The organism is Citrobacter sp. C13, assembly GCF_014596815.2.
Classification (GTDB): Bacteria; Pseudomonadota; Gammaproteobacteria; order Enterobacterales; family Enterobacteriaceae; genus Citrobacter; species Citrobacter portucalensis.
Genome location: NZ_CP115024.1, coordinates 3,638,498 through 3,655,649, shown reverse-complemented (window position 1 = coordinate 3,655,649; position 17,152 = coordinate 3,638,498). Strand labels below are relative to the sequence as shown.

At 51.4% G+C, this 17,152-nt stretch carries 16 protein-coding genes; 5 read left to right on the top strand and 11 right to left on the bottom strand.

Translation table 11 applies throughout. The features are described from left to right. Positions 1-74 precede the first annotated feature (74 nt). On the top strand, positions 75-1,523 hold the full coding sequence (gene thiI, locus IB222_RS17565) for a tRNA uracil 4-sulfurtransferase ThiI (RefSeq protein ID WP_126319040.1): 1,449 nt from the start codon (positions 75-77) through the stop codon (positions 1,521-1,523). Between the two features lie 65 nt (positions 1,524-1,588). Here thiI and IB222_RS17560 read toward each other — a convergent pair whose 3' ends face one another. From IB222_RS17560 to panE, 3 genes are read right to left on the bottom strand one after another with little or no spacing between them, the layout of a single operon-like run. Further along, on the bottom strand, positions 1,589-2,671 hold the full coding sequence (locus IB222_RS17560; protein WP_149384059.1) for a hypothetical protein: 1,083 nt from the start codon (positions 2,669-2,671) through the stop codon (positions 1,589-1,591). 32 nt (positions 2,672-2,703) lie between these two features. Further along, a complete protein-coding gene (gene yajL / locus IB222_RS17555; protein WP_149334988.1) occupies positions 2,704-3,294 on the bottom strand; it encodes a protein deglycase YajL in 591 nt (196 codons plus the stop codon). Continuing rightward, entirely contained in the window at positions 3,257-4,168 is a 912-nt protein-coding gene (panE, locus tag IB222_RS17550) for a 2-dehydropantoate 2-reductase (RefSeq protein WP_149281124.1), read from the bottom strand. Before panE ends, yajL begins: the two co-directional genes overlap by 38 nt. A gap of 174 nt (positions 4,169-4,342) precedes the next feature. Between panE and IB222_RS17545 the strand changes: the two genes are divergently transcribed. After that, entirely contained in the window at positions 4,343-4,834 is a 492-nt protein-coding gene (locus tag IB222_RS17545; protein WP_003831002.1) for a YajQ family cyclic di-GMP-binding protein, read from the top strand. Between the two features lie 46 nt (positions 4,835-4,880). Here the strand turns inward: IB222_RS17545 and IB222_RS17540 are convergent, their stop codons facing one another. The 8 genes from IB222_RS17540 to IB222_RS17505 all read right to left on the bottom strand — a co-directional run bounded on the left by IB222_RS17540 (position 4,881) and on the right by IB222_RS17505 (position 13,943). Continuing rightward, a complete protein-coding gene (locus tag IB222_RS17540) occupies positions 4,881-6,245 on the bottom strand; it encodes an MFS transporter (protein ID WP_149384060.1) in 1,365 nt (454 codons plus the stop codon). 221 nt (positions 6,246-6,466) lie between these two features. After that, positions 6,467-7,357: a heme o synthase gene (cyoE, locus tag IB222_RS17535; RefSeq protein ID WP_003831005.1), complete on the bottom strand. Its 891-nt coding sequence runs from the start codon at positions 7,355-7,357 to the stop codon at positions 6,467-6,469. Positions 7,358-7,368: 11 nt separating this feature from the next. Beyond that, complete coding sequence (locus IB222_RS17530; protein ID WP_003831006.1) at positions 7,369-7,698, bottom strand: cytochrome o ubiquinol oxidase subunit IV; 330 nt, start codon at positions 7,696-7,698, stop codon at positions 7,369-7,371. Beyond that, entirely contained in the window at positions 7,698-8,312 is a 615-nt protein-coding gene (locus IB222_RS17525; RefSeq protein ID WP_003831007.1) for a cytochrome o ubiquinol oxidase subunit III, read from the bottom strand. Before IB222_RS17525 ends, IB222_RS17530 begins: the two co-directional genes overlap by 1 nt. Next, positions 8,302-10,293 (bottom strand): cytochrome o ubiquinol oxidase subunit I, encoded by a 1,992-nt coding sequence (gene cyoB, locus IB222_RS17520; RefSeq protein WP_149384061.1) that lies wholly within the window; start codon positions 10,291-10,293, stop codon positions 8,302-8,304. The genes IB222_RS17525 and cyoB overlap by 11 nt, the downstream gene beginning before the upstream one ends. 19 nt (positions 10,294-10,312) lie before the next feature. Beyond that, a complete protein-coding gene (cyoA, locus tag IB222_RS17515; RefSeq protein ID WP_003831009.1) occupies positions 10,313-11,260 on the bottom strand; it encodes a cytochrome o ubiquinol oxidase subunit II in 948 nt (315 codons plus the stop codon). A gap of 584 nt (positions 11,261-11,844) precedes the next feature. Beyond that, positions 11,845-13,320 (bottom strand): muropeptide MFS transporter AmpG, encoded by a 1,476-nt coding sequence (gene ampG / locus IB222_RS17510; protein ID WP_149384062.1) that lies wholly within the window; start codon positions 13,318-13,320, stop codon positions 11,845-11,847. Positions 13,321-13,364: 44 nt separating this feature from the next. Then, complete coding sequence (locus IB222_RS17505) at positions 13,365-13,943, bottom strand: lipoprotein (RefSeq protein WP_003831011.1); 579 nt, start codon at positions 13,941-13,943, stop codon at positions 13,365-13,367. A gap of 306 nt (positions 13,944-14,249) precedes the next feature. Here IB222_RS17505 and bolA point away from each other — a divergent pair, with 306 nt between their 5' ends. The 3 genes from bolA to clpP all read left to right on the top strand — a co-directional run bounded on the left by bolA (position 14,250) and on the right by clpP (position 17,081). Then, positions 14,250-14,567, top strand: coding sequence for a transcriptional regulator BolA (gene bolA / locus IB222_RS17500; RefSeq protein ID WP_003021619.1), 318 nt, complete (start codon positions 14,250-14,252; stop codon positions 14,565-14,567). A 344-nt stretch (positions 14,568-14,911) separates the two neighbouring features. After that, the gene (gene tig, locus IB222_RS17495) at positions 14,912-16,210 is read left to right on the top strand and encodes a trigger factor (protein ID WP_003021622.1); all 1,299 of its coding nucleotides are present in this window, start codon (positions 14,912-14,914) and stop codon (positions 16,208-16,210) included. A gap of 247 nt (positions 16,211-16,457) precedes the next feature. Then, a complete protein-coding gene (gene clpP, locus IB222_RS17490) occupies positions 16,458-17,081 on the top strand; it encodes an ATP-dependent Clp endopeptidase proteolytic subunit ClpP (RefSeq protein ID WP_003021624.1) in 624 nt (207 codons plus the stop codon). The last annotated feature ends 71 nt before the right edge of the window (positions 17,082-17,152 follow it).

Sequence of the window (17,152 nt, the reverse complement as noted above, 5' to 3'; positions counted from 1 at the left end):
GCAGTCGCGGGTATGGGCTGCTGTATTTTTTTCCATTACAAGTCATTCAGACTTGCCTAAGAACCATTGCCGCCATGAAGTTTATCATTAAATTGTTCCCAGAAATCACCATCAAAAGCCAATCTGTGCGTTTGCGCTTTATAAAAATTCTGACAGGGAACATTCGTAACGTTTTAAAGCACTATGATGAAGACCTTGCCGTTGTCCGTCACTGGGATCACGTTGAGGTTCGCGCTAAAGATGAAAGCCAGCGCCTGGATATTCGCGACGCGCTGACCCGTATTCCGGGTATCCACCACATTCTCGAAGTAGAAGACGTGCCGTTTACCGATATGCACGATATTTTTGAGAAGGCACTGGTGCAGTATCGCGATCAACTGGAAGGTAAAACCTTCTGTGTACGCGTGAAGCGTCGCGGGAAGCATGAGTTTAGCTCCATTGAGGTGGAACGTTATGTTGGCGGTGGACTGAACCAACATATTGAATCTGCACGCGTGAAGCTGACGAAGCCGGATGTGACCGTTAATCTTGAAATCGAAAACGACCGTCTGCTGCTGGTTAAAGGCCGCTATGAAGGTATTGGTGGTTTCCCGATTGGGACGCAGGAAGACGTACTGTCGCTGATTTCCGGCGGTTTCGACTCCGGTGTGTCCAGCTATATGCTGATGCGTCGCGGCTGCCGTGTGCACTATTGCTTCTTTAACCTTGGCGGCGCAGCGCATGAAATCGGCGTTCGCCAGGTGGCGCATTACCTGTGGAATCGCTTCGGTAGTTCGCATCGCGTGCGTTTTGTTGCTATCAACTTTGAACCGGTGGTCGGTGAGATCCTGGAGAAAGTTGATGACGGCCAGATGGGCGTGGTTCTCAAACGTATGATGGTTCGCGCGGCGTCGAAAGTCGCTGAGCGCTACGGCGTACAGGCGCTGGTAACCGGTGAAGCACTGGGCCAGGTGTCCAGCCAGACGCTGACCAACCTGCGTCTGATCGATAACGTATCCGACACCCTGATCCTGCGCCCGCTTATCTCCCATGATAAAGAGCACATCATCAATCTGGCGCGTGAAATTGGTACCGAGGACTTTGCCCGTACCATGCCGGAATACTGCGGTGTGATTTCAAAAAGCCCGACGGTGAAAGCGATCAAAGCGAAGATTGAGGCCGAAGAAGAAAACTTCGATTTCTCTATCCTCGATAAAGTGGTTGAAGAAGCGAACAATATCGATATTCGCGATATCGCCCAGCAGACGCAGCAGACCGTGGTAGAAGTGGAAACCGTGAGCGGTTTCGGCCCGAATGACGTAATCCTTGATATCCGTTCTGTGGATGAACAGGATGATAAACCGCTGAAGATTGAAGGTGTGGGCGTCGTTTCTCTGCCATTCTACAAGCTGAGCACTAAATTCGGCGATCTGGACCAGAGTAAAACCTGGCTGCTGTGGTGTGAACGCGGAGTGATGAGCCGTCTGCAGGCGCTTTATCTGCGCGAGCAGGGCTTTGAGAACGTGAAGGTGTATCGCCCGTAATTGAGTAAACACCGTGTTGTAGGCCGGATAAGGCGGTTACGCCGCCATCCGGCAATATAACGATATTATTCAAACCGCACGGGAAGCGTCTTCCCGTTCGACTCCCAGAGCCCCTGATAGACACCGTCTTTTAACTCTAGCGTTATCTTCTCTTGCGTTTGTTCAGCCGCAGATGTCTTCAGTTCATAATGTTGATTGTCGGCTGTGTCGCATTTGCCGGTCAATTCAATCGGTGCGCCAAATTTTTGGTAAAAGTAAGCCCCTTCAAAAAAATCACCGTATTTGCAGTCCACCTTCAACACAATACGCATGCTTTTTCCCAGCGTGCCGTACATGACTTTGCCGTCAATGCCGGGCGCTGGCGAAACTGGTGTTGTACTCTTTGCGGTAGTCAGATATTGGCCGTACGGTGTGAGTCGATTTTGCAGTTCCGCGGTTGGGATTTTCGTTGTGAAATCACCCAACTCGTCGAGCGCACGGATGGCGTGGTTGCTACAGCGTCCGTTCAGGAAAGCCAGATGGTCTTTTTGCAGGGAGAATTTGTCGATGTAGTACAAACCGTCGGTGTAGGTTGCGCACGATGCGTAGAATTCGGCATAGTTAAAATCTTCACCTTTCTCTTCTTTTATTTGTTCTGGTGTTTGCGAATTATGTGCCGTAACAAAGGTATCAATTTGGCCGCGGATTTTTTTTCTGATGCGGGTGTTTAATTCGGCGATTGTAGCCCGGGAAAAGAGATCGTTAAGGGTAATTGCCGCACCGCCGGCTAAATCGAAGCTGATCGGCACATTGTACGACTCGCAATACGCCCCGCAACCTTCGATAAACATGTTGAGCGTCAGGATTTTTGCGTCGCGATACTCAACCGTGTAGTCAAGGTTTGCGGTGGGATTCATGGCTGATTTCGCAAACTGATTTACTGTGGCCTGTGGAGTATTGCCCGGTAGCTGATTGATAAAGCTTGCGAAAATATAATCGTTAATGCGTTTTGCAACTTTGGGGTTATCCGTCGAGGAAAACCATGGCACGCGATACTGCATTTCAGTGCTTCCGGGATAGCGATACTCAATACTCTTTATTTCGAGTTGCGTCGCTGTGGCATAACCGGAAAGGAGCAGTAAAGCCACTCCACTCAGATATCCTTTCATTATGATTCCTTATAAGGGAGTGGCTCGAAGATTTACTCGTAGTAGTTATAGATTCCCGCGGCCATCACCAGTTGTGACGCCACCTCGTGAGCTTTTTCGCGACTCACCAGCAGATCAATGATTTTTAAACCGAAATCGATTGAGGTTCCCGGTCCCTGGCTGGTTAACAGATTGACGCGCGGATCCCATACGACGCGCTTGTCCTGCCACTGGTCAGCGGGAATTTGGTCTTTCAGCGCCGGAAAACCGGTCATGTTACCGATGGGGAAAATATCGTGTGGGACGAGTACGGTGGCGGCCGCGGCGCAAATTGCCGCGACAATGCGCCCGGAACGATGAAACTGTTTCACGGTTTCGATAAGCAGCGGGCTGTCGCGAAAACACTCGGCGCCTTTAATACCGCCCGGTAGCACGATAATGTCGAAATCGCCGTCAGCAACTTCGACTAATGGTGCATCCGCCAGCAGCTTTACTCCGCGTGAGCACACAATAGTCAGGCCGCCATCGCTGGCGACGCTGGCGGTTGTGACCTTAATTCCGCCGCGAACCAGCAGATCGATAGTGGTGACCGCTTCGGTCTCTTCACTACCAGGGGCGAGACATACCAGTGCTTGAGCGCTCATACTCACTTTCCTTTCTCTTAACCATTTCAAACAGGTGGGCATTTTCCGGAACGGCGATGCCGTGCGCGCGGGCGCGTTTTAACAAATAACCGGTAATGTAGTCGATCTCAGTATGGCGCAGGGCACGTATGTCTTGCAGCATCGATGAGATATTTTCCGCCGTACTGTCAATCACTTGCTCGACATAATAGCGTAAATCATCCACAGATGTGTGGTGGCCTTCGCGTTCAATGACCGCGGCCACTTCCTCGCAGATGAGTGCTATTTTTTCAGGATGATGGCGTAACTCGCCGTTTGGGCAATCCCATAATGCGGTCAGCGGGTTAATGACACAGTTGACGGCCAGTTTGCGCCACAGCTCGGCGCGAATAGTGTCGTGCCAGGCGACGTCCGGTAGCACCTCTTGCAGGACTTCAGCCAGATAACTGAAATCACCGTCTTGTTCACGCGCCGGACCAATGCGCGTTGTTCCCTGAGCGACATGAATGATGACGTTCCCGTCACGGCGTGCCGCGTGGGTGGTGGTGCCCATCAGCAGAGGTTGCTTAATGCTATGCAGCTCTTCAATCGTCCCCATACCGTTGTGAATCAGCAGAATCGGGGTGGTTTCAGGCAGAATTGCGGCCAGGCCTTTTACCGCATCAGAAACCTGCCAGGCTTTCAGGGTGACCAGCAGCAGGTCGCTTTTTGCCAAAAAGTCGGGGTCGTTTGCCGTCAGGGATTCATTAAAAACTGACCCATCCGTGTCGATCAGGTTTACGCTGCAATAGGGTTGCGGTACGCGTAGCCACCCTTGCACCTCATGTCCATGTTTGCATAGCGCGGTAAGCCAAAGCTGTCCTAGCGCTCCACATCCCAGTACGGTAATTTTCATTCTTCCTCCTCACCTGCAACAGCACCAGGTGTTAATCCATATCGGCCGTACCCCATTATTGTTCGCAGGTATCAGTACCACGTACAATTAAAGGATACAGCCTAGTATAGCGCTGTCTGTTGGGTAACTTTGCAGGTATTATGCTTCGCATCAAAAATGAAGGGAGAGGAAAAGATGCCATCTTTCGATATTGTCTCTGAAGTTGATCTTCAGGAAGCCCGTAACGCGGTAGATAACGCCAGCCGCGAAGTGGAGTCACGCTTTGATTTTCGTGGCGTTGAAGCGACTTTTGAGCTGAATGAGTCAAATAAGACGATTAAGGTGCTGAGCGAGTCTGATTTTCAGGTCAATCAGTTGCTGGATATTCTGCGTGCCAAGCTGCTGAAACGCGGCATTGAAGGCACGTCGCTGGACGTACCAGAAACCTTCGTGCACAGCGGTAAAACCTGGTTTGTTGAAGCTAAGCTGAAACAAGGCATTGAAAGCGCGGTACAAAAGAAAATCGTTAAGCTGATCAAAGACAGCAAACTGAAGGTGCAGGCGCAGATTCAGGGCGAAGAAATCCGTGTAACCGGCAAGGCGCGTGACGACCTGCAATCCGTTATGGCGCTGGTTCGCGGCGGCGACCTCGGTCAACCGTTCCAGTTCAAGAACTTCCGCGATTAAGTCGTTATGTCAGATGGCGTAAGCCGCCATCTGACAAATCTCATCTTTACGCCTGGCTGATGGCCTGCTCAACCTCAAATCGATTGGTGACTTTGCTGTCGATTTTCACGTAGGCCGAATGCTCTTTTGCCACAATTAACACTTCGCTTATTCCTTCTTTTGCCAGCAGGCGCTGCTTTAACGTGTCATCGGCGGCAATCTCCGGTGGAATTTCCACACGCAGGCTGCTGACATACGGCGGCTCTTTCATTGTACTTGCCACAACTAACCAAACTGCTGCCAGAAGCGCGCCGGCCAGGAATACGGCCTGACCATCAAACATTTCAACCACCCAACCGCCGAGCGAACCGCCAATCGCCACGCCAAGAAACTGGCTGGTGGAGTAAACGCCCATCGCCGTGCCTTTATAGCCAGCCGGAGACTCTTTACTGATAAGTGAGGGGAGGAGGGCTTCCATCAGGTTGAAGGCGAGGAAGAATATCTGCACGCCCGCAATCAACCCCCAGAAACGCACGTTAGCGCTCCACAATACAATCTCTGCAATAAGTATCAGTAACACGCAGGCGAGGAACACGCGTTTCATGCGGCGCTTCACTTCGGCGTAAATGATGAACGGCACCACGGAAACAAAAGACAGCAACATCGTCACCAGATAAATTTTCCAGTGCTCTGCGGCGGGGAAGCCTGCTTTCGCCAGTTGGCCTGGTAAGGCAACGAAGGTGGACATCAGCAATATGTGCAGACACATGATGCCAAAGTTGAGCTTCAGCAGTTTGGGCTCTGCCAGCACTTTACTGAAGCTGCCTTTTACCATCCCCGACTCGCGGTTCAGCACGTGGGTAGTGCTATTGGGAACGACCCAAATGGTCAGCACGATACCCGTGGTAGCAAGGGCTGCAATCATCCAGAACAGCGCGTGTAGCCCCAGCGCATGGGTAACGATTGGTCCCAGCACCATCGCAATGGCGAAGGTGATACCAAAGCTGACGCCGATAAACGCCATCGCTTTGGTACGGTTTTGCTCACGGGTTAAGTCGGAAAGCAGCGCCATTACGGCAGCAGCAATCGCGCCAGAGCCTTGTAAAGCCCGACCAAGAATAATGCCCCAGATTGAATCGGAGAGAGCAGCAATTATGCTGCCGAGAACGAATACCGCCAGCCCGCCGACAATAAGCGGCTTACGACCGATGCGGTCAGAGAGCAGGCCAAAGGGGATCTGGAAGACGGCCTGGGCCAGACCGTAAATGCCGATAGCAAGGCCTATCAGCGCTTCGCTGGCACCCTGTAGCGCCATACCGTATGTGGTCAGAACCGGCAGGACCATAAACATGCCAAGCATGCGCAACGAGAATACGGTCCCTAAACCCCAGGTGGCGCGCAACTCACCGGGCGTCATTTTGTAATCGTTCATTCCCACCTCTGTATTAATTTCGCGCCTAGTGTAAAGCGCTAAGCAGGCTGGGTAAATATGCGCTTTATTAACAAATGTTGGGGTTGTGAGGGGCGTCGGCTGGAGACGAAAATGCCGGATAGCGATCTGAACGTAACTTATCCGGCCTACAAGCTATGTGCTTTTTTGTAGGCCGGATAAGGCGTCAGCCGCCATCCGGCATAGAAGGTGTGACGATTAACTTACCAGACGTAAGTCAGCAGGTTCTGCGAGTTTGGCACCATAAAGTCGACGGACATCATCACGGAAAGCGCGGTAATGGCGATGATGGAGAAACCGAACAGCTTGCGCGCCCAGACTCTGTCATCTTCCACTTTATAACCGCGCAGCGCCATGCCCAACCACCAGACGCTCACCGCCGCGGCAACAATCAGGTATTTATAACCTGCATAGCCGCCCAGGGTTAGCATCAGCGTGGCGATAGCAAACGCCACGATGTACAGCGTGATATGGTTCTTCGCGACCGAAATACCTTTCACCACCGGCAGCACCGGGATGTTGGCAGCCTGATAATCCTTGAAGCGGAAAATCGCAATCGCGTAAGAGTGCGGCATCTGCCACAGGCTGAAAATAGCCAGCAGAATCAGCGCACCGCTATCGAACTCACCGGTTACGGCACAGTAGCCAATCACCGGCGGCGCAGCGCCGGAGAGTGAGCCAATCAGCGTGCCGTAAACGGAATGGCGCTTCATGTACAGGCTATAAACGCCCACATAGACCACGAAGCCCATTACCCCCAGCCAGCAGGCCAGAGGGTTCGCGCCAAACCACAGCAGCATAAAGCCAGCAATACCCAGCAGGGTGGCGTATACCAGCGAGACCGCAGGGGAAATCAGACCTTTAACCAACACGCGGTTTTTGGTCCTCTCCATCTTCCTGTCGATATCCCTGTCGATGTAGTTGTTAAATACACAACCCGACGCCACAACCAGTGACACCCCAACCAGCGTGTAGATAAACAGGGGATAATCAATGCTGCCTTTCGAGGCCAGCAGGAATCCCCCAATCACCGAGATCAGGTTGCCAAAGATGATGCCTGGTTTCGTTACTTGCAGGTATTGCTTAAACATCATAATCGCCGCTCTTAGTGCATCATCATGTTGTAGTTAAGGTTCCACATAATCCAGATGGAGCCCACAACCAGGATGGCGATGATTAGCACAGTAAAGACAAAGGCCGTCATGTTCCAACCTTCATCAGATTTGCTATTCATGTGCAGGAAGCACACCAGGTGCACCAGAATCTGTACCACTGCCATTGCCAGAATAGTTCCCAGAATGACGGCCGGTGAGGCAGAACCTGTCATCACCATCCAGAACGGAATGACCGTCAGGATGATCGACAGGATAAAACCTGTCATGTAGGTTTTTACGCTGCCATGGGATGCGCCGCCGCTCTCGTTAGAATGACTCATTACATCGCCCCCATCAGATAAACAACAGTGAACACACAGATCCACACCACATCCAGGAAGTGCCAGAACAGGCTCAGGCACATGATGCGGGTACGGTTAGTACTGGTCAGGCCGCGACGAGCAACTTGCACCATCAACACTGCCATCCAGATAAGACCGGAGGTGACGTGCAGACCGTGCGTGCCGACCAGCGCGAAGAACGCAGACAGGAAGCCACTGCGATCCGGGCCCATACCGTTAACAATCAGGTGATGGAATTCATAGAGTTCCATCCCGATGAATCCGGCACCGAACAAGAAGGTCAACGCCAGCCAGGAGATAACCTGGCTCTTGTTGTTCTTGTACATGGCAATCGCTGCCATGCCGTAAGTAATGGAGCTGAATAACAGCAGGAATGTTTCAACCAGAACGAACGGCAGCTCAAAAATGTCCTTACCTGTCGGGCCACCTGCGGTGCCGTTCACCAGAACGGCATAGGTTGCAAACAGAATAGAGAACAGAATGCAGTCGCTCATCAGGTAGACCCAGAATCCGAAGATCTTGGTCTGGCCTGCATCGTGGTGCCCGTGTTCGTGCGCGTGGGCAGTCGCGTGCGTTAAAGTATCAGTTGCCATTTTTCAGCCCTGCCTTAGTAATCTCATCGAAATGCTGGTTTTCCAGTTTTTCGACTTCCGGGACCGGCACGTAGTAATCCACGTCTTCATCAAAGCTTTTCACAATCCAGCTGATGATCATGCCTGCGAAGCTTGCAATCGCCAGCCACCAGATATGCCAGATCATGGCGAAACCAAACAGTGTTGCGAAGGCGGTAATGACGATACCGGCACCGCTGTTCTTCGGCATATGAATTTCTTCATAGTGCGCATGCTGCTTGTACGCTTCACCTTTTTCTTTCATTTCCCAGAAGGCATCACGCTCGTGAACGTGCGGCACAACGGCAAAGTTATAGAACGGAGGCGGGGAAGAGGTTGCCCACTCCAGCGTACGACCACCCCATGGGTCACCGGTCAGGTCACGGTTCTGCTCGCGGTCGCGAATAGAAACGAAGATCTGAATCAGCTGGCACAGGATACCCAGTGCAATCAGCGCGGCGCCGCAGGCGGCAACGACCAGCATCGGATGGAACTGTGGATCAATCTGCTGGCTGAGGCGACGGGTCATACCCATGAAGCCCAGCACGTACAGTGGCATAAATGCTACGAAGAAGCCGATGATCCAGAACCAGAATGCGCGTTTACCCCAGGTTTCGTTCAGCGTGAAGCCAAACGCTTTTGGCCACCAGTAGGTCATACCAGCGAAGCATCCAAATACGACACCGCCGATGATAACGTTATGGAAGTGCGCGATCAGGAACAGACTGTTGTGCAGAACGAAGTCCGCACCCGGCACCGCCAGCAGTACACCGGTCATGCCGCCGACTGAGAAGGTGACGATAAAGCCAATCGTCCACAGCATTGCTGAGTGGAATACGATACGGCCCTGATACATGGTGAACAGCCAGTTGAAGATCTTCACCCCGGTCGGGATGGCGATAATCATGGTGGTGATACCGAAGAAGGCGTTTACGTTAGCGCCTGCACCCATGGTGAAGAAGTGGTGCAGCCAAACAACGAACGACAGAACGGTGATACACACGGTTGCCCACACCAGCGAGGTGTAACCAAACAGACGCTTACGCGAGAAGGTTGCCGCGATTTCGGAGAACACACCGAAGACTGGCAGAACCAGAATGTACACTTCCGGATGGCCCCAGGCCCAAATCAGGTTGATGTACATCATCATGTTGCCGCCCATATCGTTGGTAAAGAAATGGGTGCCCAGATAGCGATCCAGGGTTAGCAACGCGACGGTAACCGTCAGGATTGGGAAAGAGGCGATAATCAGGATGTTCGCGCACAGAGATGCCCAGCTAAACACCGGCATCTTGAACATGGTCATTCCTGGTGCACGCATCTTAATGATGGTCACAAAGAAGTTGATACCGGTCAGGGTTGTACCAATACCGGACAACTGGACTGCCCATATCCAATAGTCGACCCCGACGCTTGGACTGTACTCTATTCCCGAAAGTGGCGGATACGCCAGCCAACCGGTCTGCGCGAATTCACCCACGCCCAGAGACAAGTTAACCAGGATTACGCCGACAACGGTGAACCAGAAGCTCAGGTTGTTCAGGAACGGGAAGGCAACGTCACGTGCGCCGATCTGCAGCGGAACCACCAGGTTCATCAGACCGATAACAAATGGCATTGCCACGAAGAAGATCATAATCACGCCGTGAGCCGTGAAGATCTGGTCGTAGTGGTGAGGAGGCAGGAAGCCCGCTTCACCTGCAGAAGCCAGCGCTTGCTGACTACGCATCATGATGGCGTCGGCAAAGCCACGAATCAACATGACGATTGCGACGATGACATACATGATGCCAAGGCGTTTGTGGTCAACCGAGGTTAGCCACTCTTTCCACAGGTAGGTCCACTTACCGAAGTAAGTGATAAGGCCCAGTAAGGCCGCACCACCGATGATAATGGCAGCAATCGTAACCATGACAATAGGTTCATGGAACGGAACTGCATCCAGCGTCAATTTTCCGAACATCGTATTCTTCCTCGGCCCCTTAGTGAGCGGATTCCGCGTGGCTCATGTCCATGCCTTCCATTCCTTCGTGTGCGCTGTGCTCACCTTCGGGTTGGGACATGTCCATGCTCTTACCGTGAGCCATAAATTTGTTAATAACGTCTTTAAACAAATCCGGTTTCACGTTGGAGAAGTATTCCACCTGGTTGTATTCGCTTGGCGCAGCCACTTTCTCGAACGCTGCCATGTCGCTCATGGTGTTCGTGGACTGTTTAGCTTTAGCAACCCATTGGTCGAATTCGGCGCGGTCCTTTGTTGCGATAGCCTTGAACTTCATACCGGAGAAGCCTGGTCCGCTATAACTTGCGGAGATACCATCATAAGTACCGACTTCGTTGGCGATCAGATGCAGTCGAGTCTGCATACCGGCCATGGCATAAATCTGGCTACCCAGACGCGGGATAAAGAAGGAGTTCATCACGGAGTTGGAAGTCACTTTGAATTCAACCGGAGTATTCGCCGGGAAGGCGATTTCATTCACGGTAGCGATACCCTGTTCCGGATAGATGAAGAACCATTTCCAGTCCATGGAAACCACTTCGATGGTAATGGGCTTCTCGTCATGCGCCAGCGGTTTGCTTGGCTCAAGAGCGTGAGTGGTTTTCCAGGTCAGAACGGCAAGGAAAATGATGATTAAGATCGGCACCGTCCAGACCACAGCTTCCACTTTATTGGAGTGTGACCAGTTCGGGCTGTACTTCGCATCTTTATTGCTTGCACGATACTTCCAGGCAAAACCAACAGCCATCAAGATGGCGGGAATAACGACAATCAACATCAGGCCAAATGCCGTCAGTATCAATGACCGTTGTTCCAGTCCAATCTGTCCTTTAGGGTCAAGCAGCGCAGAATTACAGCCACTGAGTAATGCAGTGCCTGCAATTAATGACAACCATCCCAAACTTTTATTGTATTTCCTGAGTCTCATTTAACGACCTCAATTCCACGGGACCGGGTGGCGTTTAAAGTGTGAGGGCATTTTACGGGAAGGTTACATTACTGTAAACATCTCTAGATCTGTGTTACTGGGTTCTGCCGTGCATGTCACATATGTTGCAATATATGTCGCTTTAGCTTTAAGAACCTGTTGCAACATCACGTTATAACGAAAGCGGGCAGGTGGGGGGCGTACTGAGGGCAATTGGTATAACCAATACGAAAATAAAACAATTGCTTAACAATTGATTATCAATAAACGGACAATTGAGGAACAAAAAATAAATCTTTCTTGGCTGAATCGAGTAAGGAAAATAGTATATATAAAAGGCGTCAATAATTTCCAAATTCTTTGGCGCACAAAATAACAAATATTATTTTTAGCAGTTGTTGCTTATTTCGCCGTTATAATTACGCAGGGTGATTACAACGACCAAATATGCTCGTCATACTTCAAGCTACGGGTGTGTTGGCTTTCCTCGCTCACCCCAGTCACTTACTTATGTAAGCTCCTGGGGATTTGCTGCGTCGCCGCCTTCCCGTAACTCGAATTATTTAGAGCATAAATATGCAACATCACGCCAGACGCGTTTTACGCAGTGCCAGATAATCCAGCAATCCACCAAAAACGACCCCGCAGACCGCGACCACCACTGAGACTTCAAGCAGTTCCGGCAGGAAGGAGAAATTGGTGTAATCCAACGCGTTCATGGTTAACAGCAGCAGCCAAACCAGCAACAGGCAGCAGCCCACTACCAATGTCATTAATGCCAGACTGTACGCTCCACGAAATTCCGTGCGTGGAATAAAGCTTTCATTTTGCCAGCTATGTTCCAGGGTCTGGCGACATACCAGCAGCAGTATCAGGCCGGGGATCGCGGCAAACACGGAGAACAGATAAAATGTCGGCCAGCCGTGTGCTTCGACAAACCAACCCGCTACCGGGCCAACGTAAACGCGACCAACGGCTGAAAGCGCGGAGAGCAGAGCGAACTGGGTCGCTGAGAAGGACTTATTGCATAGCGTCATTAATAAGGCGACAAACGCCGCCGTGCCCATTCCACCGCACAGGTTTTCAAAGAAGACGGCGGCCGCCATGCTGAACATGTGTTTGTCAGTGATGGACAGTAGCCAGTAGCCCGCATTCGACGCCCCTTGCAGGATGCCGAAAATAAGCAATGCGCGGAACAGAGAAAGGCGCTGCATCAGGATCCCACCGTACAGCGCGCCAACAATGGTGGCCAGTAGCCCCAGTGTCTTATTCACCACGCCAACTTCACCCGCATCAAACCCAACGCCACGGATTAAAAAGGTGGTGGTCAGGCTCATGGCGAAGGCATCCCCGAGCTTATACAGCACAATAAGCAGCAGGATCAGCCAGGCGTTATTACGACCAAAGAAGTCGCGCAGCGGAGCCGCAACCGCCTGTTCCAGCGTTTTAGGCACCGGAATGGTGTCAGTCGGTTCGGGTGCTAACAGGGTGGCGATGATACAAGGAATCAACAGCGCAGCCATCAGCCAGTACATCCCTTGCCAGCCCAGCCAGCGATCGGCCATCCACAGGGCCAGTCCGCCTGAAACCAGCATCCCTAATCGATAGCCCAGTACGCTGATAGCCGCGCCGGTGCCGCGGTCTTCTGCGGGCAATACGTCGGTTTTCCAGGCATCAAAGACAATATCCTGCGATGCAGAGCAAAATGCGATCACTACTGCGAGTGCAGCCATCCAGCGTAACTGTGTGCCAGGCTCCAGAAAGCCCATCGCGGCGATAGAAATTAACAACAGCACCTGGGTCGCCAGCAGCCAGCCGCGACGTCGACCTAAAAACGGTGGCGTGTAACGGTCCATCAACGGGGACCAGAGAAACTTAAAAACGTAGGCCTGACCGACCAGGGAAAAGAAACCGATGGTTTTAAGATCGATATTCTCGACTGTCATCCACGCCTGGAGCGTACCGGAGGTGAGCGCGAGCGGTAAACCGGAGGCGAACCCCAGAATGAGCAGGATAGCTGAGCGTGGCTGCTGAAAAATACGTAAGTAATGACTGGACATGGGCTTCTATAGGCCCGACGAACGCCGGGCCATATGGGCAGAAATTAACGAGCGTTCTGCTTGATGAAATCGTGAACGCTGGTGTCCTGAGACATATCAGCGATGGTGTCGGTCAGTACGCTGTTAACGGCGTTAGCGATATTTTTGTTAGAGGCCTGCAGAGCACCTTCAACAGAATAGCTTGCACGGTAGTTTTTGGTCATCTTGTTACCGTTGGCGGCAGTTGCAATGATGGCGATGTCTGCTTTGGTAGCGATGTTATAGCGCACGCTACCCTGAGACACGTCAGCATACAGCTGGCTAACAATGATTTGCAGGTTGACTGCACCGTTCGGTCCAATCATATAACCGCGTGCGGTCATCTGTTTTTCCAGCACTTCTTGCAGCAGGAAACGCAGATCGCGGGATGCGGTCAGGGTAACCAGTTGGTTGTCACGGGTGACTTTTGCCAGCGCTTGATCCTGACGCTGGTCGGCACCGTTGATGCTAACGGTCACGCCCATCAGGCTCGGGTCCTGCTGTGGCAGGGTAATTTTCGGGGAGACTTCAATAGTGGTCGGCGGCGTTGCGCATCCAGCTAACATAAACAGTGCGACAAACGGGACGAGGATTTTTTTAAACATGCCAGGGCTCTCAGCGAATCTAAATTGTATGGTTAGAGAAAATTCCCGCCATCATAACATCGCCAACGATGAGGGGAAGTGGGTAACGCATGTAAATTCATTGTGTTGTCCGTTTTATGACTTTGTAGAGACTATAAACGGACTTTTTGCAATAAATTGGAGTGAGGAATCAGTGAACTTCATCCGTTTGAATGAGAAAATCAGACAAGCGCTAATTTTTTGTTGCTAAGGTGTAATGAAAACGGTAAAAGCGGCTAGTATTTAAAGGGATGGGTGACATCTCAGCGTTGTCGGAGGAAAAATTTCATGATGATTCGTGAGCAAATAGAAGAAAAATTAAGGGCAGCGTTCGAACCCGTGTTCCTCGAAGTTGTGGATGAAAGCTATCGTCACAATGTCCCGGCTGGTTCTGAAAGCCACTTTAAGGTTGTACTGGTTAGCGATCGCTTTACAGGTGAACGTTTTCTTAATCGTCATCGGATGATTTACAGCACATTAACGGCGGAACTTTCCACAACCGTTCATGCGCTTGCCCTGCATACCTACACTATTAAGGAGTGGGAAGCGTTGCAGGATACGATTTTTGCATCGCCTCCGTGTCGTGGAGCGGGAAGCATCGCGTAAAAACGGATTTGCAACAACCGACGCTTTTCCAGTATGTTGCTACAGATTATGTGAAAACGGCCTGCGGGCCGTTTTGTTTTGTCTGAATTCTGGGGCAGTCGTACAGTATTCAGACAAAAATTAGCCGGGAATTGTGAAAAAAGCCGCAGCAACGCGCGATAACCGTTCTCGACTCATAAAAGTGATGCCGCTATAATGCGCGTCTTATTTTTCGGAATGTCTTCGGGATGATTCTGACGACAGGGAATGTGATTGCTTATGAGAACATCCCAGTTCCGCGAAGCCAACAACCTGTGCTTGCGGAGAAGAGTTGACCGAGCACTGTGATTTTTTGAGGTAACAAGATGCAAGTTTCAGTTGAAACCACTCAAGGCCTTGGCCGCCGTGTAACGATTACTATCGCTGCTGACAGCATCGAGACCGCTGTGAAAAGCGAGCTGGTCAACGTAGCGAAGAAAGTGCGTATTGACGGTTTCCGCAAAGGAAAAGTACCGATGAATGTTGTTGCTCAGCGTTATGGCGCGTCTGTTCGCCAGGACGTTCTGGGTGACCTGATGAGCCGCAACTTCGTTGACGCGATCATCAAAGAAAAAATCAATCCAGCTGGCGCACCGAACTACGTTCCGGGCGAATACAAACTGGGTGAAGATTTTACTTACGCGGTAGAGTTCGAAGTTTACCCGGAAGTTGAGCTGACTGGCCTGGAAGCAATCGAAGTTGAAAAACCGGTTGTTGAAGTTACCGACGCTGACGTTGACGTAATGCTGGACACCCTGCGCAAGCAGCAGGCTACCTGGAAAGACAAAGACGGCGCTGCTGATGCAGAAGACCGTGTAACCATCGACTTCACCGGTTCTGTAGACGGCGAAGAGTTCGAAGGCGGCAAAGCGTCTGACTTCGTACTGGCGATGGGCCAGGGTCGTATGATCCCGGGCTTTGAAGAAGGCGTTAAAGGCCACAAAGCTGGCGAAGAGTTCACTATCGACGTGACCTTCCCGGAAGAGTACCACGCTGAAAACCTGAAAGGTAAAGCTGCGAAGTTCGTTATCAACCTGAAGAAAGTTGAAGAACGCGAACTGCCGGAACTGACTGAAGAATTCATCAAACGTTTCGGCGTTGAAGATGGTTCCGTAGCAGGTCTGCGCGCTGAAGTCCGTAAAAACATGGAACGCGAGCTGAAAGGCGCTGTGCGTAACCGCGTTAAGTCTCAGGCGATCGAAGGTCTGGTAAAAGCTAACGACATCGACGTTCCGGCTGCGCTGATCGACAGCGAAATCGACGTTCTGCGTCGTCAGGCTGCACAGCGTTTCGGTGGCAACGAGAAACAAGCTCTGGAACTGCCGCGTGAATTGTTCGAAGAACAGGCTAAGCGTCGCGTAGTTGTTGGTCTGCTGCTGGGCGAAGTGATTCGTACCAACGAACTGAAAGCTGACGAAGATCGCGTTAAAGGCCTGATCGAAGAGATGGCTTCTGCTTACGAAGATCCGAAAGAAGTTGTTGAGTTCTACAGCAAAAACAAAGAGCTGATGGACAACATGCGTAACGTCGCTCTGGAAGAGCAGGCTGTTGAAGCCGTTCTGGCGAAAGCGAAAGTGACTGAAAAAGCCACTTCCTTCAACGAACTGATGAACCAGCAGGCGTAATTCGTCGCTTTTTTAGCTCGAATTTCGTACGCAAGCCCGTCACCTTTTGGTGGCGGGTTTTTTTTTGTCACGCATTTTGCATGGGAAGAGTGCGAAAACAGCGTTTCAGTGTTAGCGTTACAACAAAAGATTGTTATGCTTGAATTATGGCGATGTCGTACCCATTACTGAGGGACTAGCTGATAATCCGTCCATAAGGTTACAATCAGCACAGCAGGTTTTTTCAAATTTTATCCAGGAGACGGAAATGTCATACAGCGGCGAACGAGATAACTTTGCACCCCATATGGCGCTGGTGCCGATGGTCATTGAACAGACCTCACGTGGTGAGCGCTCTTTTGATATCTATTCTCGTCTACTTAAGGAACGCGTCATTTTTCTGACCGGCCAGGTCGAAGACCATATGGCTAACCTGATCGTGGCGCAGATGCTGTTCCTGGAAGCAGAAAACCCAGAAAAAGATATCTACCTGTACATCAACTCCCCTGGTGGAGTGATCACTGCCGGGATGTCTATCTATGACACCATGCAGTTTATTAAGCCGGACGTCAGCACCATTTGTATGGGCCAGGCGGCCTCAATGGGTGCGTTCCTGCTGACCGCCGGGGCGAAAGGCAAACGTTTTTGCCTGCCTAACTCTCGCGTCATGATCCACCAGCCTCTGGGCGGTTACCAGGGCCAGGCAACGGATATTGAAATTCATGCCCGTGAAATCCTGAAGGTAAAAGGGCGCATGAACGAACTTATGGCGCATCATACGGGTCAATCTCTTGAGCAGATTGAACGTGATACCGAGCGCGATCGCTTCCTCTCCGCTTCTGAAGCGGTAGAGTACGGTCTGGTCGACTCGATTTTGACCCATCGTAATTAATGCCCAGTGCGCAGGTGTGCCGCTATAATTACCTGGAGCGGCACAACGCTGACTAGCGTCTTGCGCCTGAG